The organism is Sphaerimonospora cavernae (genome assembly GCF_042435035.1).
In the GTDB taxonomy this organism is placed as follows: Bacteria; Actinomycetota; Actinomycetes; order Streptosporangiales; family Streptosporangiaceae; genus Sphaerimonospora; species Sphaerimonospora cavernae.
Map to the genome: position 1 here is coordinate 321414 of NZ_JBHMQT010000032.1, position 19233 is coordinate 340646.

Consider the following 19233-nt stretch of genomic DNA (forward strand, 5'->3'; position numbering starts at 1 on the left):
TGAACCCTCATCACAGCCGGTACCCGACCCCGGGCACGGTCTCGATGATCGGGGGGTCGCCGAGCTTCTTGCGCAACGTCATCATCGTCACCCGGACGACGTTGGTGAACGGGTCGATGTGCTCGTCCCACGCCTTGTCCAGCAGATCCTCCTGGCTGACGACCGCACCTTCGGCGCGCATCAACTCCTCCAGCACGGCGAACTCCTTCTTGGTGAGCGACACCTCCCTGCCGTCCCTCATGACGAGCCGCTTGCCGGGGTCGAGCCGGACCCCGGCCCGCTCCAGCACGGGCGGCAGCGGCGGCGCGGACCGCCGGCCGAGCGCCCGCACCCTGGCGACCAGTTCCACGAACACGAACGGCTTGGCGAGATAGTCGTCTGCTCCGAGTCCCAGCCCCTCGACCTTGTCGTCGACGTCACCGGCCGCGGTCAGCATGATGATCCGCGAGGCCGACCGCTGGGCGACCAGCCGACGGGCCACCTCGTCCCCGTGGACCTTGGGCAGATCCCGGTCGAGGACGATCACGTCGTAGTCGATGTACCCGATCTTCTCGAGCGCGGCGGCGCCGTCATAGGCGACGTCGGCGGCCATCGCCTCACGGCGGAGTCCGGTGGCGATCGCGTCGGCGAGCACCCGCTCGTCCTCCACCACAAGAACGCGCATCAAGGTCCTCCTCAGCTGGAACGACGTCTACATTCTGGCCGGGTCGGCCGTAAGACGCCGGTAAGCGGGTTCTTCGTCTCTACGTGACGTAGAGCACATGAATTCGATGGTTTGAGATGCATACCGGGGTGGGTAAGGCACCGCTACATCCCAATTGTCGTGCGCCGGGCAGGCGTATCGGCAGTTCGTTCCCTGAGAGAGAAGGTGAGATGGGCGAGTTCACGACCACGATCGCTTCCAGGCTCGACCAGGCCTACAAGGGTCTCGAGGAGGCCACCTCGAGCGGCGACGACTTCCTCGCCGACACCCTCACCGCCGAGATCGAGGACTTGCGGCGCCTCGCTGAAGATCACGGCGTTCAGATCCGGCGCTGACCACACAGCGCCGATCACAAGGCGCTGTTAGCCGCGCTCGGGGTCGAGGGGAGCCAGCAGGTCATGCAGCTCCTCGAACAGCCCGGGCGCGGCGGACAGCGTCAGTTCCGGATTGGCGGGTTTGCCGTTCAGGCCCGCGATCCGCGCTCCCGCCTCGGCCGCGACCAGCCCGGCGGCGGCCCAGTCCCAGTAGTTGGCGCCGCGCTCGTAGTAGGCGTCGACGCGCCCGGCGGCGACCGAGCACAGGTCGATCGCGCACGAACCGCCCCGCCTGATGTCCCGGACGACCGGCACCACGTCGGCCAGCACCTCGGCCTGCACTCGGCGACGCTCGGCGCCGTATCCGAAACCGGTGGCGACCAGCGCCCTCGACAGCGGGACGCCGGTGTTACACCGCAGCCGCTCACCCGCCAGCCAGGCTCCGCCGCCCCTGACCGCGGTGAAGATCTCTGCGCGTGGGACGTTGTGGACCACGCCGGCGACGATCTCGCCGTCCACCTCGACACCGATGCTGACGGCCCAGTCCGGCAGGCCGTACAGGAAGTTGACCGTGCCGTCGATCGGGTCGACCACCCATCTGACGCCGCCCTCACCGCTCGGGCCGCTCAGGCCCGGCGTTTCGCCGCCCTCCTCGCCGAGGATCGCGTCGTACGGCCTGGCCTGGCGTACGCGGGTGCGGATCAGTTCCTCGGCGGCGCGGTCGAGCACGGTGACCACGTCGGTCGGGCTGGACTTGGTGGCGAGCACCTCCGGCCGGGCGGGACGTTTGGCGAGGAGCATCTCGCCCGCCTCCCGCGCGATCGAGACGGCCAGTTCCAGCAGCGCGTCCCCGTCAGCCATCGCGATCATCTCCTTCCTCTCCGGTCGTCTCGCCCAGCACGTGATGGCCCAGGAAGTCCAGCACGGTCCGGTACCACACGATGATGTTGCCGGGCCTGAGCACCCAGTGGTTCTCGTCGGGGAAGTACAGGAACTTCGACTCGACCTCTGAACGCCGCAGATCCCACCACAACCGGAGAGCTTCCCCGATCGGCACCCGATAGTCCCGGTCGCCGTGGATCACGAGCATGGGCGTGGCGATGGCGTGCAGCGACCGGTGCGGCGACAGCCGCTCGTAGCGGGCCGAGCCCGGGGCGCCGAACTCCCGCTGCCAGTACATGGAGGCGTCGGTCGTCCCGGCGAACTGGTCGAGGTTCCACAGCGAGGCGTGGGTGACGACGGCCTGGAACCGATCGGTGTGCCCGGCCACCCAGTTGGCCATGTAGCCGCCGAACGAGCCGCCCATCGCCGCGATCCGCTGGTCGTCCACATCCGGGCGCTTGAGGCACTCGTCGGTGATCGTCATCAGGTCGGCGTGGGTGACCGGCCCCCACTCGCCCCAGCCCCTGTCGATCATCGCCTGGCCGTACCCCGTGGAAAGGCACGGGTCAGGCAGGAGCACGGCGTAGCCGTGCCTCGCCATGATCCACGGGTTCCAGCGCCAGCTCCAGTCATTCCAGCTCGTCACCGGCCCGCCGTGGATCCACAGCAGGAACGGCGCGGGATCCTCCGCCGACGCCCCGGCCGGCAGCACCAGCCAGCCCCGCAGCGGAGTGCCGTCCTCGGCGGTCGACTCGACCTCGGTCAGCGTGCCGGGCAGGTCGAGCCGCGGAGTGGGCGAGGGAAGCTCGGTCACCGAGCCGTCCGTCGCGATCCGCACCGGCGTGGGAGGCGAGTCGACGGCGCTGCGCAGGGCGTACACCGACCCGGGATGCGCGGAGTCGTCGGGGGCCGGGCACAGCTCCAGGTAGGACCCGTCGTCGGGGGTCAGCCTGGCCACCGCGGCGGAGTCGATGTCCACCCGGAAGACCGGGCGGCGACCCCGGTGGTCGGCCGCGAAGAAGATCTCCTTCGACGACGGCGCCCAGGCGATCGCCGCGGGGAACAGCTCTCCGCCCAGCGCCCGGCCCTCCCCTGTCGTCAGGTCGACCACCCACAGTTCGAGCTTGGCGGACATCTCCTCGGTGCCGTGCCGCTCCCGCACGCACGCGACGTGCCGCCCGTCGGGCGAGACCGCCACCGGCCCGCCGAAGTCATGGGAGTCCGAGGCGGCCAGGGTCCGCCGGGAGCCGCCGGCGACGTCGATGGCGACCAGTTCGAAGCGCAGCTCGCCCTTCGACATCGGGACCCGCCAGGTGGCGATCACCGTCGAGCCGTCCGGGGTGACGTCGAACGACAGGCGCTCGTCCATCGCCCCGCCCGGCTCGGGCGTGAGATCCCGCGCGGCGTCCAGATCGCGGGCGGGCGCGGCGAACAGGCGGGTCCGGTCCGGGCCGAGGTCGTGGTCCCAGTAGCGGACCGGGTAGTCCTCGTGCAGGACCGCACTGATCCCGGCCTCCTTGCGGGCCTTGCGGCGCTCCTCCTCGGTCGCGGCGTCCCCGGGCAGCACCTGCGCGGCGTAGACGATCGTGTCGCCGGCCGCCCTGACTCCTCCGATCCCGCCGGGACGCGTCGCGATCCGCCGGGCCTCACCCCTCGGCGGCAGCAGCCACAGCGCCGGAACGTCGCCGTCGCCGGAGTCCTTCACCGTCTCGTCGGGCCGCCGCGACGTGAACAGCACGCCTCCGTCGGGGGCGAACACCGCGCCCGCCTCCCCCTTCGCCGACCTGGTCAGCCGGTACGGCTCGCCGTCGCCGTCCAGGGGGATCTCCCACAGCGCGGTGCCGTACGAGATCCTGTCGGGGTTGAGGGACTGGGCCACGGCCACGAGCCGCGTCCCGTCGGGCGAGAGCCGCAGCGACACCACTCGCGGCAGGGCGACGTATTCCTGGAGATCGGCGAACGGTGCGTCCGGAAATTGGCTCACCGTTCGAACCTACCCGCCTCCCGGGTGATCCCCAAGCCGCTGGCCGCACCGGCCGCGGCGCGGCATAGGGTTGACGCCCATGGACAGCACCACCGGTAACGCCGGCTATGACGCGCTGGTCGTCGTGTCGTTCGGGGGCCCGGAGGGGCCCGAGGACGTGATGCCGTTCCTGGAGAACGTCGTACGTGGCCGCGGCGTGCCGCGCGAGCGGCTGCTGGAGGTGGCGGACCACTACCAGAGGTTCGGCGGGGTCAGCCCGATCAACGCGCAGTGCCGGCAGCTGATCGAGGCGATCGAGGCGGAACCGGCCGTCGGCCTGCCGGTGTACTGGGGAAACCGCAACTGGCACCCGTTCCTGGAGGACACCGTCCGCAGGATGAAGGACGACGGGGTCCGCAGGGCGGCCGCCTTCGTCACGTCGGCCTACAGCTCCTATTCGAGCTGCAGACAGTACCTCGACGACATCGCCCGGGCCCGTGCCGCCGTCCCCGATGCACCGGAGATCGTCAGACTGCGGCACCACTACGATCACCCGGACTTCGTCGCGGCGATGGCCGACCACACCCGCGAGGCCCTCGGCAGGCTCCCCGAGGGCGTACGGGACACGGCCCGGCTGGTCTTCACCGCGCACAGCATCCCGCTCACCATGGCCCGTACGGCCGGGCCCGCGGGCGGCGCGTACGAGGCGCAGCTGCGCAGAACCGCCGAGCTCATCGTGGCCGAGGCGGCGCCCGCCGGCCGAGGTACGGGGCGGGAGTGGGACCTGGTGTGGCAGAGCCGCAGCGGCCCGCCACAGGTGCCATGGCTCGAGCCCGACGTCTGCGACCACCTCGAGGCGCTGCACACCCGTGGGGTCGGCGCGGTGGTGCTGGTGCCGATCGGGTTCATGTCCGACCACATGGAGGTCGTCTACGACCTCGACGTGGAGGCGGCCGCCGCCGCGGACAAGCTCGGCATGGCCCTCACCCGGGCGGCCACCGCCGGCGTCCACCCGCGGTTCGTGGCGATGGTCGGTGCGCTGCTGGCCGAGCCGGAGCCCACGGTGTGCCCCGCCACCTGCTGTCCCAGGCCGCGACGGGATCAGGGCCGGGGCCCGGGTGCGGGGCACGGTCAGGAGTAGGTGCGGGTGTAGGCGTCGGCGAGCGACAGGACCCGGTCGACGTAGGCCCAGGAGTGGTTGTAGAACCACACGGCCTTCCTGAGCTTCTCGCCCCCGCGCCCGGCGCCGTTCGCGCACAGGTACTTGGCGGCGGACGGCACGGCGTCGTAGGCGCTCCAGATGTCGGTCTCGCCGTCCCCGTCGCCGTCCACCCCGTAGGCCTTCCACGTCGCCGGCATGAACTGCATCGGTCCGAGGGCGCCGGCCGAGGACGGCCCGTTGTTGCGCCCGTGACCGCTCTCCACCTGGCCGATCGCGGCGAGCACGGTCCACGACAGGCCCGGGCACAGCTCGGCCGACCGCTGGTAGAGCTCCAGGTAGCTCTCCGGCCGCCCGACCAGTCCTTCGGAGGTACGGCTCGGCGTACGGCCGCCGCCGGACGAGGATTTGACGGGGACGATCTCGGCGGCGCCGCCGAGCAGGCGCTTCACCCCATTCCGGTCGATCAGGCCGTCCTCGCCGTGTACCAGCACCACGATGCCCTCGGCGAAGCCCAGTCGTCTCCCGAGATCCTTGCCGATCAGCCCGTCGATGCCCGGAAGCCCGAGGGCCGCCGAGGCGGCCAGGCGCAGCCGGGGCCCGCCGTCCAGTTGGTACTCCGCGCCCAGGACCAGGCTCAGGCGCTCGGCGGCCGCGCGGTCGGCCACGAACTCGTCCCCGGCGAGGGCGCGCCACACCTCCGGGTGCCGCGCCACCGCCTTGGGCGTCCACTGGCGGAACCGCGCCGGATCGACCGCGAGCAGGCGCAGAGCCGTACCGGAGACGCGGACGGAGCCGCCGTCGACGGCGGCGGCCTTCGTCACGTGCGGGAGCTTGGCCATCTCGCGCAACGTCCTGGCGGTCACCTTCGACTGTGCGATCGCCATCAGGCTGGGCGGCGTCACCCGGACGTCGGCGCCCGCGGCGCCCCCGACGCCCGCGGTTTCCGCGGGGGCGGCGACGACCGGCCGGCTCGACGGCAGCGAGGCGTCGGGCACGAGCGCGGTCTCCGGCCGGAGCGTGGGAGCCGGCGCCGACGCCCGAGACGGAGAGCGCTCGGCCGCGCCCGCCCCACCCTCGGTGACGAGGAAGAGGCTCCCCATGACGATCACCCCGGCGATGGCGACGGCGAGTCCCGCCACAGACGTGCGAAGCGGCACGGACCCGGGAAGATGTCGCACCGGCCCCACGTTAAACCCTTCGTCTCAGTGATGGAAAAATCACTTGCCACACGATAGGCGGGCCCGGCACGGTCGGCACTGGGTGACGCCGTTCGCGTGCCCGACCGGGGGAACGGTCCGAAGAATCAGGCCGCCGCACGGCTGCCGAAGGGGATACGAGATGGTAGGGCCGTACCGCGGGCTGTTCGGCACGCCTGGAGCCAGGGGCTTCGTCCTGGCGGGATTCGTAGGCCGGATCCCCATGTCGATGCTCGGCATCGGGATCATCCTCTTGATATCAGGGCTGACGGGCTCCTACGCGAAGGCGGGCGCGGTGTCCGGCGTCGTGTCGATCGCCTTCGCCATCGCGGCGCCCCTGTCCGGCCGCCTCGTCGACCGGTTGGGCCAGGCGAAGGTGCTGGTGCCGTTCGCCCTGGCGCACGCGGCGTCGCTGTCCGGCCTCATGCTCTGCGCGCACGCGAAGGCCCCGGAGTGGACGTTGTACGCCACCGGCGTGGCGACGGGCGTCTCGGCCACCTCTCTGGGTTCGATGGTGCGGGCCCGCTGGTCGCATGCGCTCCGGGACGACCCGTCGAGGCTGCACACCGCGTTCTCGTTCGAGGCGGTGATCGACGAGCTGATCTTCGTCACCGGCCCCGCATTCGTCACCGCGCTGGCCGTCGCGGTCAATCCGTACGCCGGGCTGATCGTCGCGATCGTCTGCACCGTGTCGGGCACCCTGGCCTTCTCCGCGTTGCGCGGCACGGAGCCGCCGGCGACGCGGCACCGGACGCACTCCGGCTCGCCGATCGCGATCCCGGGCGTCGCCCTGCTGTCGGCCGTGTTCCTCGGCGTCGGCGGGGTGTTCGGCTCGATCGACGTCGTCACCGTGGCCTTCGCCGAGGAGCACGGCAACAAGGCGGCCGCCGGCCTCCTGCTCGCCTGCATCTCGGGTGGCAGCATGATCTCCGGCCTGTGGTACGGCTCACGCCCCTGGAGGATCAGCTTGCGCACCCGGTTCCTGCGGGGGCTTGGGCTGTTCGCCGTGGGGCTCGCTCCGGTGCTGCTGATGCACGATCTCCGGCTGATGGCGGTGGCGATGTTCTTCGCCGGGTTGTCGATCTCTCCCACCATGATCACCGGTTTCTCGCTGGTCGAACGCATGGTCCCGACCGGTCAGCTCACCGAGGGCATGGCGTGGCTCTCGACCTCCATCGGGTTCGGCGTGGCCCTCGGCGCGTGGGCGGGCGGGTGGCTGACCGACGCGTTCGGCACGGGCAACGCCTACGGCTTCACCCTCGTCTGCGCGCTGACCGCCGCGGTCGTCGGCGCGGCCGGTTCCACACTGGTGCGGGTCGAGGGGCACAGCACCGGCTGACCCCCATCAGTAGGCGATCGGTAGGCAGCGGACCCGATTATGAGTAGTGTTCATATTCGCGATCGGGGGACGCGCCATTGCGATGGGAGGATCATGGACGCGTTCGTCAACTGGTCGCGGAACCAGTCCGCCACCCCCGCCGAGATCCGCACGCCCGCTTCGGCCGCCGACGTCGCCCAGGCCGTACGGGACGCCGCGCGCGACGGTCGGCGGGTGCGCATGGTCGGCAGCGGCCACTCGTTCACCGGCGTGGCCCTCACCGACGGCATCCTGCTGCGGCCCGCCGCGCTGACCGGCCTCCTGGACGCGGGCGACGGGTGGGTCAAGGTCGCCGCCGGAACCCCGCTGCACGTCCTGAACGACGAACTCCACCGGCGTGGCCTCGCCCTGGCGAATATGGGCGACATCACCGCCCAGACGATCGCCGGAGCCGTACAGACCGGGACGCACGGCACCGGCCGGCGGATCGTCACCGGCCTCGCCGACCAGGTCGTCGGGCTGGAGATGGTCCTGGCCGACGGCTCGATCACGACCGTGCGCGAGGGCGACGACGGCGAGGCGGGCGACCTGTTCGCCGCGGCCCGCGTCGGGCTCGGCGCGCTCGGCGTCATCACGGCGGTGACACTGCGGGTGGAGCCGGCGTTCCTGCTGCGCGGGCGGCGCGAGCCGATGCGGTTCAGCGACGTCCTGGAGTCACTCGACGATCTGACCGGGCAGGCCGACCACCTCGACTTCTACTGGCTGCCGCACACCGACGCCTGCCTGGTCAAGCGGAACGACCGCAGCCCGGGGCCGGCCGCACCGCCGTCGGCCTTCCGCCGCTGGCTGGACAACGAGCTCCTGGAGAACACACTCTTCGGCGCGGCCTGCGCGCTCGGCGCCCGACTCCCCCGGGCCATCCCCGGCATCAACGCGGTCTCGGCGAAGGCGCTCGGCCCGTCGGAGTGCGTGGACGCCTCCTACCAGATCTTCGCGACCGTGCGGCGGGTGCGCTTCCTGGAGATGGAGTACGCCGTCCCGCGCGAGCACCTCGCCCAGGCGCTGCGCGAGGTCCGCGACCTCGTCGAGCGGTCGGGCTGGATGATCGGCTTCCCCATCGAGGTCCGGGTGGCGCCGCCGTCGGAGGCCTGGCTGTCCACCGCGTACGGCAGGCCGACGGCGTACATCGCCTGCCACGTCTACCAGCCAACGCCCAACCCCGCGTACTTCGAGGGCGTCGAGGAGATCATGACGAGACTCCGGGGACGGCCGCACTGGGGCAAACTGCACACCCGCGACGCCGCCTACCTCGACACGGTCTATCCGAGATTTGGGGAATTCCTCGCGCTGCGCGACCGTCTCGACCCTCACGGACTGTTCGCCAACGATTACCTCGACCGCGTCCTCGGCGCGCCGCCCGGACGCTGACGCCAAGGGCGCGTAAAGTCGCGATCCAGGGTCCGGTGCCCCCGCGTGTCGCGTTGCCCTCGCCAGACCTTCGGATGGGCAGATTGCGGAGCACGGGTCCGCCCGAACCCGGCGCGCCACTCGAACCGAGGGAGCAAGCGACGATGGAAGCCTTGGAAGCCTTCCACGCGACAGGGCGCGCGTGCCGTCTCGGGCGACACGCCCCTCTCTCTCGCGACTTGGACTCTCATCACCGCGGGGTTGTGGCAAGGTGAACGGGACAAAAGTGACTGGAGTCACGACGACTGCCACGCCCCCAGGCAAGGCGAAGTTCGGACATGCCGGGTACGGTGCTGGAAGGCAACCGGCTCACACGAGAGACTCGAGGGTCCGGGGGAAGACGCAGCACGACGACGAAGGGACTCGCATGCAGGAGCTCCGTCTCGTCGCGGTAAGTGAGGACGGAACGTACCTCGTCCTGGCCACGGCCGGGCGGGGCACGCGGTTCACGCTTCCCGTGGACGACCGGCTCCGTGCCGCGGTCCGCGGCAACTTCTCCCGTCTCGGCCAGTACGAGATCGAAGTGGAGAGCCCGTTGCGCCCCAAGGAGATCCAGGCGCGCATCCGCGCGGGGGAGACTGCCGAGGAGATCGCGGCGACCGCCGGCATCCCGGTGGAGCGCGTCCGCTGGTTCGAGGGGCCGGTTCTCCAGGAGCGCGAGTACATGGCCCAGCAGGCCCAGCGGGTGCCCGTCCGGCTGCCCGGCGAGACCACGCCCGGGCCCACGCTCGGCGAACTGGTCGCCGAACGGCTCACCCGGCGCGGCGTCCCCGCCGACGAGATCGACTGGGACTCCTGCAAACGCGACGACAACCTCTGGCGGGTGAAGCTCGGCTTCGTCTGGAACGGTCACACCCGCCACGCCGAGTGGCTGTTCGACCCCCGCCGCCGCCACATCACACCCAATGACGACGAGGCCATGCGCCTGTCGGCCGCCGACTACGTCGAGCCGGCCGTGGAGCGGGCGAGGGAGGAGGACGCCACCGTCCGCCCCTTCGTGCCCCGGCTCGCCCCCAAGCCGGCCCCCAAGCTGGCCTCGGTGCCGTCACTGCCCGCCGACCCGCCCAGGGCCGCTCAGCCCGAGCCTTCCGTACGGCATGAGCCCGCTGTGCGGCGCGAGCCGCCCGCGGCCTGGCAGCATGAGCCCGTCGTGCGGCCCGAGCCGCGAACGGAGCCGCCCGCCGCGTTCCGGCCCGACCTGACCCCCGTGCCCTTCCGCCTGCCGGACCCGCTCGCCGATCTGGACGTGCCCGCAGCGGCGGACCACGACGCCGACGGCCGGGTTTCTCACGGCCACGCTTCTCACGGCCACGATCCTCACGGCCACGATCCTCACGGCCGGGCCGATGCGGTCGACCGCGGCAACCCTGTGATCGGCATCCCTGCGGTGGCTCCCGCCGACCGGAGCACCGAGGCTGTTCACGAAGCCGTCTCCGAGGTGAACGCCGCGACGGCGGTGGACGACGCCGTCGTGTCCGCCGCTGTGTCCGCCGCTGTGTCCGCCGCATCCACGACCGAGGCCCCCGTACACCGGCCGGACCCCACGTCCAAGCCGGCCACAGCCGAGCCCGACCCGGCCACCACTCAGCCACCGGCCGCCGCTGATCCCGTAACCACCACGGAGCCCGTAACCACCGCCGGGCCCGTGACCACCGAGCGGCCGACGACCGTCGGCACGTCGGCCACGACGGATACCGAGGCCGCGAGCGAGAAAGACGAGCCCACCGCCACGGCCCCGGCCCCCGTCGCTTCAGCTGAGCCCGCCCCTGACGCGGTGGTCTCCCCGCCCGAGGAGCCCGTCACCGAGAACAGGACGCCGGAGGTGACGCCCGCAACGGCCGACGTCCCGGCGACCGGCAAGCCCGTCTCCTCCGACCCCGTCGAGAAGACCTCGGCGACCACGACGGCCGGGACTGACAAGGCGGGGACCGACGGACCGGCCCCCGCTGCCGAGCCGAGTGTCGCGGCCGCGGTCACCACGCCCGCCGCAACCAACCCCGCCGCAACCAACCCCGCAGCGGATCGGCCTGCCGTGCCGACCGGCGCGCCGCCGCGGCCGAAGCCCAGGCCGCGTCCCACCGTCCCGGCGGCACGTCCCGCCTCGGACGCTCCCGCCGCCAGCGCGGCCGCCGCGGGGACCGACGCCGTTCAGAAGCAGGGGGCCGCGGCGGACGCCAAGCCGGAACTGACCCCGCCCGTGCCGAAACCTCGCCCGCGCAAGTCCCGCCGCCGCGCCTCCGTCCCCACCTGGGACGAGATCATGTTCGGCGCCCGCAAACCGGACTGAAGCGGAGGCCGATTCAAGCCGGGCAAGAAGGGTGCCGAGGTCCTCATCGCCCCTACGAGGGGTCAACTTCTCGCGGGCAACGAGGTTGCCGTAGGCGCGACGTGGTCAGAGCAGGTCGCGGAGACGCTCTGGGGTCCGGCCTGGCGGACGATGGAAGCGAGCGTGCCGACAGCCAGCGTGGCATGCAGGGGAACAATCACCGTAAGGGCTTCCTCGTCAAGCCGCTGGCGTAGCTTGCAGTGGCTACCCCTGGCACTGACGACTTCAAATCCGCACTTCTCCAGCGCGCGTACGACCTGTGCGCCAGAGCAGACAGGAAACTGACGTGGGCTCACGCGGAGAGCCGGATCTCGATCGGCGCGACGATCGGTTGCTGCGGGGCCTCGGGAATAACCTCGTCCTCGAGATAGAGCTCCAAGGCTTCTCGGAGACTTACTCAACGCCTCGTCGACCGTCCGGCCTTGGCTGGTGACCTCGACCTGTAGGCAGCGGGCCACATACCAACCCTCTTCATCCGGGACAATGGTCGCGGTCAGCCTCAAGGTCTTACTCACCCGATCAGTTTACGCCAAGCCGTTGGGCCGCCCCTGTTACGCCACGTCCCCCGTAAGCTCCCGAAGTAGGTCCGGTGGTACTCCTCCACGTGTTCGATCATGATTTTGCAGCAGACCTCCCGGGTTCCGGCTGACTCACCGGTGCTGCACAAGGCGACCTGCGGCTTCACCGTGTGGGATCGAGTGTCCTCATCGCCCCTGCGAGGGGTCGCCAGGCGGGGGCGGCGGATCCGTAAGGAAGGGGTGGAGCCAGTCGGGGGTGACCTCGGCGGCGAACTCGACGCCCTGGGTCTCCCCGGTGTCGATGGCCGGATAGCCGCCGCTGCCGGCGCCGACACCCGCCGTCACCGTGATCAGACCGGCCAGCCGCTGGAACGCCGTCTGCCGCAGGGTCCAGCCGACGACGGCGCGGCGCTCGACCACGGCCTGCACCCGCCGCAGCGACCCGGACCTGACCGACAGCCAGGCGCCGTCGTAGGCGTGCCCGAGGCCTCGGTAGCGATCGAGCCCGAGCGGGATTCCCAGCACCGCCAGGCCGAGGGCGACGACCCCCGCCACGGCCCAGCCCAGCGCGAACGCCACGGCCGCGAGCACCAGCCATGGCACGATGGCCCGCACCAGCCTGCGCCGACGCGCCCGGGGCGGATGCGGCCGCAGCGGCGTGACGAACGGCTCGACGGCTTCGCCCGCGACTCCGGCGGCGAAAGCCTTCGGCGTCACGGGCAGCAACTGCCCCCTGGTCACCGAGTCACCGAGCCCGGTGACCACGGCCCACAGCCGCACGACCCCGGCCCAGCGTTCGAGCAGGGCCTCGGTCATCTCGTAGCCCCGGATCCGGCGGCGTTCCAGTGAGACCGTACGCCGGGTGAGCAGGCCGCGCTCGGCCACCAGGTAACCATCTCGGGTTCGCAGCGTGAAGTCCCAGTTGAAGATCGCGTACATCACGGCGCCGACGATCGGCATCGCCGTCAACAGCAGCGCGCCGACGGCGACCGGCAGAAGGGGATGCGCCGACACCCACTCCAGGGCCTGCCTGGCCGACCGCTTGGTCAGCCCCAGCTCCTCACCCCATTGGAAGACGAGCCCGGCCGCACCGGCCGCCAGCGCGAACGGGGTGAGCAGATAGGCCCCCGACAGCGGGCCGTACCTGAGCCACCACCGCGGCACCCGGGCGAGCACCCGCCCGGCCTGCTCGGGACCGGAAGGCTCCGGACCGGACCCGGCCGTCACGCCATGTTCGGCTGTTTCAGGGCCGGTGGCGGCGGGCCCGGTGGCCTCGGCCGGCACGGGTGTCGCGGGCCGCCGGGCGAGCAGCGCCGTACGGAGCGCGCGGGCCTGCTCCATCGTCACCGCGTCGAGGGTGCCCTCCTGGTCGCTGCCCCCGGCACCCGTGTCGATCTTCAGTACGGCGAGGCCGAGCAGGCGATGCAGTGGCGGCTCGGTGATGTCGATCCCGCGGATGCGCTCGAAGGGGATGGTCTTGGCCGTCCGGCCGATGAAGGCTCGGGTCAGTTCTAGACGGTCCCCGGTCAGATGGTAGGTGAAGGTGGCCCAGCGCACCACCGCGTACACCACCGACGCGACCACGGCCAGCGCCGCCCAGCCGAACGAGGCCGGAGAGAAGCCGCCGACCAGCAGCACGCCCGCCAGAGGGAGGAAGAGCGAGGGCAGCAGACGGATCGGGTCGATCAGCAGGACCCGGGGACTGAGCCGCCGGGCGCCGTACGGCCCGGCACCCGCACCGAAGCCGCCGCCGAGGCCTGGATCGAGGCCGGGGCCGAAGCCGGAGTCGCCGGGGTCACTGGGGTCGAAGTGGTCGGAGTGGTCGGAAGGTGTCATGTGGCGTCGTCCCGGAGTTCCTGGGTGCGGCGGGCGAGTTCCTCGGCCAGCCGGGCGGCGACCTCGTAGTCGAGGCCCTTGATCGTCGATGACCCGGCGTGCGAAGCCGTACGGATCTCCACAGTGGCCAGACCAAGCGCCCGCTCGAACCAGCCCTGGGCCTTGTCCACCGTCTGGATGCGACTGACGGGCACGAACACCCATTCCCGACTCAACCATCCAGACCGTGCATAGACCACGTCTCCGGACAACTCCCAGCGATGTACGGCATAGCGCCACAGCGGCTCGACTATCACGAAGGGCAGCATCACGGCGCCGACGGCGACGGGCAGGATCCAGACGTTCCCCGACAGCCAGCCGGGAACGATCTTCCAGTCCGGCCCGATCCAGCCGGCGACCAGGACGGCCCCGCCGACCAGGAGCACGAACCCGATCAGGGCCTCGATCAGCCAGAGCACGATGGCACGGCGCGAGACCCGTTCGGACGGATCACGCAATGGTCCTCGCTGACCTCTCACGATTCCACCCTAATTGGAAGGCCCGTCAGTGATCTGCCAGCGGCTGGTGGCCGGGCTCCGCGCGTTCGTCCCGACGAAGACGCTGCCGGAGTGGCCGCAGCGATGGGTGGAGATCGACCCGGTCACCCACCTCGCCGACGCGGTCCGCGGGCTGCCGTCGCCCCCCTCATGCCTCGATTGCGGCGCATCCGGTCGGTGCACCCGTATATTCCGCGTAGCATCATCGGGCATGGGGTCGCCGAGAAAATCAGCGGTCGCGCGAGTCGCCCTCGCCACAACGGCGGCGGCCGTGCTCGCGTCAGGCTGCGGGATCCTGGGCGGCGGATCGCCCAGGAACCTCGATCTGATCAGCGTGTCGAGCCCGCGGTTCCGCGACGGCGCCCCCCTGCCGCCGGACTACTCGTGCAAGGGAGGGCAGGGCAACCCGCCGCTGCGCTGGTCTGGTACGGCCGGGGCCAAGTCGGTCGCCCTGGTGGTGGACGACAACAACCCCCGCATCGGCGCGGAGGTGCACTGGGTGGTGTTCAACATCGATCCGAACACCACCGAACTCGGCGAGAACGACGTCCCCAGGGGCGCGAGGCAGGGCCAGACGACGAACGGGAAAGTGGGCTATACGCCTCCATGCGAGGCCGATGGCAGCTACCGTTTCACTGTCTACGCCCTCAACTCAGAACTCGATCTCCAACAGGGCGCCCCCCTCTCGGAGACCCTGGAGAACATCGCCGATCACACGATCGCTCGCGGCCGCCTCACGGCGGCCACCATCGAGTGACCTGTTGAACACCGGAGGTAGTCGTGCTATACGAATCTTCACGTAGGGTGTGACAACGGTCAACGTGGTCGAGCAGAATCGGATCCAATTGCTGAGCGCAGGTAATCAAAGGGGGCAGATCGCGTCGATGGCCGCGCGATCTCACCGGCGCCGCTGGAAGGCCATGGCCTTAAGGGTGGTGCGATGATAGGGGTCATTTCGGGCCTTGTCGCCGTCGTGCTCGTGGTGCTGATGGTTGTGGCGCTGGGCATGCGGTCGATGAATCGCAGGGAGAGCGCTCTGTCCGCCGAGCGCATCAAGGCGATGGCCGAGAACAAGGGCCCCAAGCCTCGGCGGCCGGCGGAGGAGACATTCTTCGAGAGCTTCCCTCAGGGTTTCGACGCCTTCGAGGAGCCCGCCGAACCGGCCAAGCAGCAGCGCCCCGGATCCGCCCGCCAGGGCGGTGGCCGGCAGGCGCGCGCCGCGGAGCGTGGCGGCAACGCCCAGCGCGGCGGCAAACAGGCCGCCCCTGCCGGAGCGCGCGGCAAGCGCGGCGTCAACGAATGGGGCGAGCACGACGACTACGACGACGACTACTGGTCCCGCGTCCGCGCCGACGACGGCGGCTTCGGCGGCAGCATCGCCGCCCGGCTAGCCACCCCGCGGCCGGCCGAGCAGCCCACCGAGGCCGAGGCGACGACCGGCGCGGCCGCCGACCCCAACGCGGCGACCATGCAGGTCCCGCTGCCGCAGCGTCCGGTCCCCGCCGGGCTCGCCGACCTGGTGGAGACCTCCCGGGCGGCCGAGACCTCCCAGACCGCGGCCGGCACCTCGAGGGGCAGGGCCAAGCAGACTCCGGCGGCCTCCACATCCACCGCCTCCGCTTCCATGTCCGCTGCGGCACTGGCCGAGCAGAAGACCGTGACATTCTCCGCGCCCACGCCGACACCGGATGCGCTGGGGACCAGTCCCTCTCGCGGCCGGTCCTCACGCGCCGGGTCCCGATCATCGCGGTCCGGCGGGCGGCGTTCGGCCGCGGCCGCCGAGGCGGGCCGTACGAGTGCGAGCGGCTCCTTCGAGGCCCCGTCCGCTCCGATGACGAGCCCCGCCGCTCCGATGCCGACGACCGGGGCGTTCAGCGCGGGCTCCTATGAGACCCCGATCGGGACCGGCCCGTTCGAGGCCGCACCCCCCACCGCGGCCACCCCTGCAGCCGGGACCGGCTCGGCGTCGACCTGGCCGTCGGCGTACGAACCGTCGGCCTACGAGTTGCCCCACGGTGACGCCTACGACCTGTCCCGGAACGCGACCGGACCGTTCTCCCCTGCCGACACCGGTCCGTCCTACTCCGTGACCCCCCCGGCCTCCACGAACCACGAGGCCGCCTCCAACCCGGCTTCCACCACGTCACCTGGCTGGCCGAGCATGCGCGACGTGCTCGACGAGCCCGAGCCGCCGCGCCCCGCGTCCTCGTCCTGGCCGGCGGTGGAGACGTACCAGATGCCCCAGACTCAGACACCCGGTTACTCGGCCACCGCCGCCCCACCCGGCGACGGTGTCGCCTACGGCTCCGTGCCGCCGTCGACGCCCTCGTCGTACGAGGTGAGTGCGGGCTGGGCGACGATAGACGAGTCCGACACCGTTACCGGTTCAGTGCCGACGGCCTCGCCGTACGAGTCGGCCGGGTATGACGTCCCCTCCGGTCAGAGCAACTACTACGGCTATGAGCAGCAGCAGGGCGGGTACGGCACCGGGCAGGCGGCGTCGCCGTCCTGGCAGGAGCAGAACACCGGCGAAAACTGGCCCACCTACGACGAGATGTACGGCGACACGCAGAAGCCGACCACCGCGCGCCGGGGCAGCCACCGGAGCGAACCGGAGACCGACTACCCCGACTATTACCGCTGATCCCGTTCGCCCAGCGAGGATCCGCCAAGGGTGAAACGGCGGTGACGGATCACCCGATCCGGCCGAGGATGGCCCCATGAAACTTCTGATCATCGGTGGTGGGGTCTTCCTCGGCCGGGCGATCGTGGCGGAGGCGCTGCGCCGGGGGCACGAGGTCACGACGTTCAACCGCGGCCGGAGCGGGGAGGACCTGCCGGGCGTGGCGGCGTTCCGCGGCGACCGTGAGGTCTCCGCCGACCTCGACCGGCTGCTGGACGGCGAGTGGTGGGACGCCGTGATCGACATCTGCGGCTTCACCCCTCGGGTCGTCCTCGACTCGGTGCGGCGGCTTTCCGGACACGTCGGGCACTACACGTTCATCTCCAGCATCTCCGCCTATGCCGACTTCGGCGAGAAGCCGGGGATCGACGAGAGCTTCGCCCGATTCGAGTGCCCGCCGGACGCCGACGCGGACTACGGCGACTACGGCGTGCTGAAGGCAGGGTGCGAGCGGGCGGTCGAGGAGCATTTCGACGGACCGGCCCTGGTCATCCAGCCCGGCCTGATCCTCGGGCCGCACGAGAACGTCGGCCGCCTGCCCTGGTGGCTCACCCGCATCGCCCGCGGAGGCCGTGTGGTCGCGCCCGGCGACCCCGAGCGGCCGATCCAGCTCATCGACGCCCGCGACATCGCGGCCTTCACCCTCGACAAGGTCGCCGAGAGCACAACAGGCCGGTTCCTGACCGGCGGTGTGCCGGGCAGGGAGACCTACGGAAGCTGGCTGCGCGAATGCGTCGAGGTCACCGGCTCCGACGCAGAACTGGTGTGGATCGATGACGTGTTCCTGATCGATCACGGCATCGGGCAGTGGACCGAGCTTCCCCTGTGGTCGACAAGCGATGACGTCTGGTCCACTTCCTCTGCCAAGGCACTGGCCGCCGGCCTGACCTGCCGCCCGATGTCGGAGACCGTACGCGACACGTGGGAGTGGCTGAAGGTCATCCCGGAGGATCAGCGCAGCTTCGGGGTACGGAACCTGCGCCACGGCATCGACCCCGAGAAGGAGGCCCGGGTCCTGGCGGAATGGAGCGCATCGGCTCATGAATGACCGAGCACCGGCACCTGCCGGTCCGGATCACCACGCCCTCGCCCTGGCCCCCGGCCTGCGGCCGCACCACACAGCCTCGAGTCCGAGCCGCGCCTCGGACGGATGCCGTCTCGCTGGGTAGACTCCGCCGAGTGGATCGGTCTCTCCCTCACACTGTTCGGTCTCTTTCGGCGGACCTGCGTGCGCTCGGTTTGACGGCGGGCGACGTCGTGCTGCTGCACTCATCGATGAGAAGCCTCGGCTTCGTCGCCGGCGGCGCCCAGGGGGTCGTGCAGGCGTTGCTGGACGTGCTCGGCCCCGAGGGCACTCTCGTCGTTCCGACCCACACGCCCGAGAACACCGATCCCGCCGACTGGCGGCATCCACCCGTCCCCGAGGCATGGTGGCCGGTGATACGTGAAGGGACGCCCGGCTTCGACCCGTTACGCACCCCGAGTCGATGGATGGGCGTCATCGCCGAGACGGCCCGCACGTGGCCTGGCGCCCTGCGCAGCGGTCACCCGCAGGTCTCCTTCGCCGCGATCGGACAGCATGCCTCGGAAATCGTGGGCGGGCACCAACTCGACGACGCACTCGGTGAGCGTTCACCGCTCGGCGCGGTGTACCGGCTGGATGGACGAGTGCTGCTGCTGGGGTGCGGGCACGCTTCGAATACGTCGCTGCATCTGGCCGAGTGGCGGCAGGTGTCGCCGCCACGCGCCCGCACGGGCTCGGCGATCCTGCGGCCCGATGGAGCGAGCCAGTGGACCACCTGGGGGGACGTGGTCCCCGATGAAGATGACTTCGACCAGCTCGGGGCCGACTTCGAGGCCACGGGTGCGGCAGTGATCGGCCGGGTCGGTGACGCGCCCGCGCGTCTGATGGGTCAGCGCGCTCTGGTCGACTTCGCGACCGCCTGGATGGCTGCCCACCGTCCCGCGGCGGCAACAGCGAAGCTGAACTCATGATGCGGACTCACCGGCCGGCCAAGTGAAGGTCACCCCCGAAGCTGTGCGCGAGCACGCTTCCCGTGTCGAAGACGAACTCCGCCTCCACGCACTGGGCGGAATCCTCGACGTCGAATCTCTCTGCCACGCGCAGAAGCCGCTCTCCGACATGCCGCACGAAGGGAACCTCGACAGGAGCAGGAACGATGTCGACACGGCTGCCGAGCTCCCGCATCGTAAACAATCAGCGGATACGCGCGGTGCTTTCATGTGATAGCGGATAGTGACCGCCTCTGGGCGTGCCAGGGTGAACGGACGCCGGGAGTCATGCCGTGCCGGGAATGGGCGGCATCCA

The 19233-nt window shown here is 71.0% G+C and carries 16 protein-coding genes and 1 pseudogene; 9 read left to right on the forward strand and 8 right to left on the reverse strand.

The annotated features are described in order from the left end of the window. Positions 1-10: 10 nt before the first annotated feature. On the reverse strand, positions 11-664 hold the full coding sequence (locus ACFHYQ_RS14855; protein ID WP_394301717.1) for a response regulator transcription factor: 654 nt from the start codon (positions 662-664) through the stop codon (positions 11-13). Between the two features lie 209 nt (positions 665-873). Here ACFHYQ_RS14855 and ACFHYQ_RS14860 point away from each other — a divergent pair, with 209 nt between their 5' ends. Then, positions 874-1038, forward strand: a complete 165-nt coding sequence (locus ACFHYQ_RS14860; protein ID WP_204013871.1) for a hypothetical protein — start codon at positions 874-876, stop codon at positions 1036-1038. Between the two features lie 27 nt (positions 1039-1065). Here the strand turns inward: ACFHYQ_RS14860 and ACFHYQ_RS14865 are convergent, their stop codons facing one another. Then, positions 1066-1878 (reverse strand): inositol monophosphatase family protein, encoded by an 813-nt coding sequence (locus ACFHYQ_RS14865; protein WP_394301718.1) that lies wholly within the window; start codon positions 1876-1878, stop codon positions 1066-1068. Further along, on the reverse strand, positions 1871-3883 hold the full coding sequence (locus ACFHYQ_RS14870; RefSeq protein WP_394301719.1) for a S9 family peptidase: 2013 nt from the start codon (positions 3881-3883) through the stop codon (positions 1871-1873). The genes ACFHYQ_RS14865 and ACFHYQ_RS14870 overlap by 8 nt, the downstream gene beginning before the upstream one ends. A 79-nt stretch (positions 3884-3962) precedes the next feature. Between ACFHYQ_RS14870 and ACFHYQ_RS14875 the strand changes: the two genes are divergently transcribed. Further along, a complete protein-coding gene (locus tag ACFHYQ_RS14875) occupies positions 3963-5003 on the forward strand; it encodes a ferrochelatase (protein WP_394301720.1) in 1041 nt (346 codons plus the stop codon). Here the strand turns inward: ACFHYQ_RS14875 and ACFHYQ_RS14880 are convergent. Further along, complete coding sequence (locus ACFHYQ_RS14880) at positions 4994-6202, reverse strand: lytic transglycosylase domain-containing protein (RefSeq protein ID WP_394301721.1); 1209 nt, start codon at positions 6200-6202, stop codon at positions 4994-4996. The genes ACFHYQ_RS14875 and ACFHYQ_RS14880 overlap by 10 nt on opposite strands. A gap of 160 nt (positions 6203-6362) precedes the next feature. Between ACFHYQ_RS14880 and ACFHYQ_RS14885 the strand changes: the two genes are divergently transcribed. The 3 genes and pseudogenes from ACFHYQ_RS14885 to sepH all read left to right on the forward strand — a co-directional run. After that, positions 6363-7559: an MFS transporter gene (locus tag ACFHYQ_RS14885; protein WP_394301722.1), complete on the forward strand. Its 1197-nt coding sequence runs from the start codon at positions 6363-6365 to the stop codon at positions 7557-7559. A 93-nt stretch (positions 7560-7652) separates the two neighbouring features. After that, a complete protein-coding gene (locus ACFHYQ_RS14890; protein ID WP_394301723.1) occupies positions 7653-8966 on the forward strand; it encodes a D-arabinono-1,4-lactone oxidase in 1314 nt (437 codons plus the stop codon). A gap of 406 nt (positions 8967-9372) precedes the next feature. Continuing rightward, positions 9373-10161 (forward strand): annotated as a pseudogene (gene sepH / locus ACFHYQ_RS29365) (septation protein SepH); the annotation flags it as partial. 1193 nt (positions 10162-11354) lie between these two features. On the opposite strand, the gene ACFHYQ_RS14900 reads toward sepH, so the two are convergent. The 3 genes from ACFHYQ_RS14900 to ACFHYQ_RS14910 all read right to left on the reverse strand — a co-directional run bounded on the left by ACFHYQ_RS14900 (position 11355) and on the right by ACFHYQ_RS14910 (position 14182). Beyond that, positions 11355-11846, reverse strand: coding sequence for a type II toxin-antitoxin system HicA family toxin (locus tag ACFHYQ_RS14900; RefSeq protein WP_394301725.1), 492 nt, complete (start codon positions 11844-11846; stop codon positions 11355-11357). Positions 11847-12035: 189 nt separating this feature from the next. Next, complete coding sequence (locus ACFHYQ_RS14905; protein WP_394301726.1) at positions 12036-13685, reverse strand: PH domain-containing protein; 1650 nt, start codon at positions 13683-13685, stop codon at positions 12036-12038. Continuing rightward, positions 13682-14182, reverse strand: a complete 501-nt coding sequence (locus tag ACFHYQ_RS14910; RefSeq protein WP_394301727.1) for a PH domain-containing protein — start codon at positions 14180-14182, stop codon at positions 13682-13684. The genes ACFHYQ_RS14905 and ACFHYQ_RS14910 overlap by 4 nt, the downstream gene beginning before the upstream one ends. A 250-nt stretch (positions 14183-14432) precedes the next feature. Here ACFHYQ_RS14910 and ACFHYQ_RS14915 point away from each other — a divergent pair, with 250 nt between their 5' ends. The 4 genes from ACFHYQ_RS14915 (at position 14433) to ACFHYQ_RS14930 (ending at position 18899) form a co-directional block, all read left to right on the forward strand. After that, a complete protein-coding gene (locus ACFHYQ_RS14915; protein WP_394301728.1) occupies positions 14433-14978 on the forward strand; it encodes a YbhB/YbcL family Raf kinase inhibitor-like protein in 546 nt (181 codons plus the stop codon). A gap of 183 nt (positions 14979-15161) precedes the next feature. After that, positions 15162-16865, forward strand: a complete 1704-nt coding sequence (locus ACFHYQ_RS14920; RefSeq protein ID WP_394301729.1) for a hypothetical protein — start codon at positions 15162-15164, stop codon at positions 16863-16865. Between the two features lie 76 nt (positions 16866-16941). Continuing rightward, entirely contained in the window at positions 16942-17952 is a 1011-nt protein-coding gene (locus tag ACFHYQ_RS14925; RefSeq protein ID WP_394301730.1) for a Rossmann-fold NAD(P)-binding domain-containing protein, read from the forward strand. Positions 17953-18083: 131 nt separating this feature from the next. Next, a complete protein-coding gene (locus tag ACFHYQ_RS14930; protein WP_394301731.1) occupies positions 18084-18899 on the forward strand; it encodes an AAC(3) family N-acetyltransferase in 816 nt (271 codons plus the stop codon). A 7-nt stretch (positions 18900-18906) separates the two neighbouring features. Here ACFHYQ_RS14930 and ACFHYQ_RS14935 read toward each other — a convergent pair whose 3' ends face one another. Next, on the reverse strand, positions 18907-19113 hold the full coding sequence (locus ACFHYQ_RS14935; RefSeq protein WP_394301732.1) for a hypothetical protein: 207 nt from the start codon (positions 19111-19113) through the stop codon (positions 18907-18909). Positions 19114-19233: the final 120 nt, after the last annotated feature.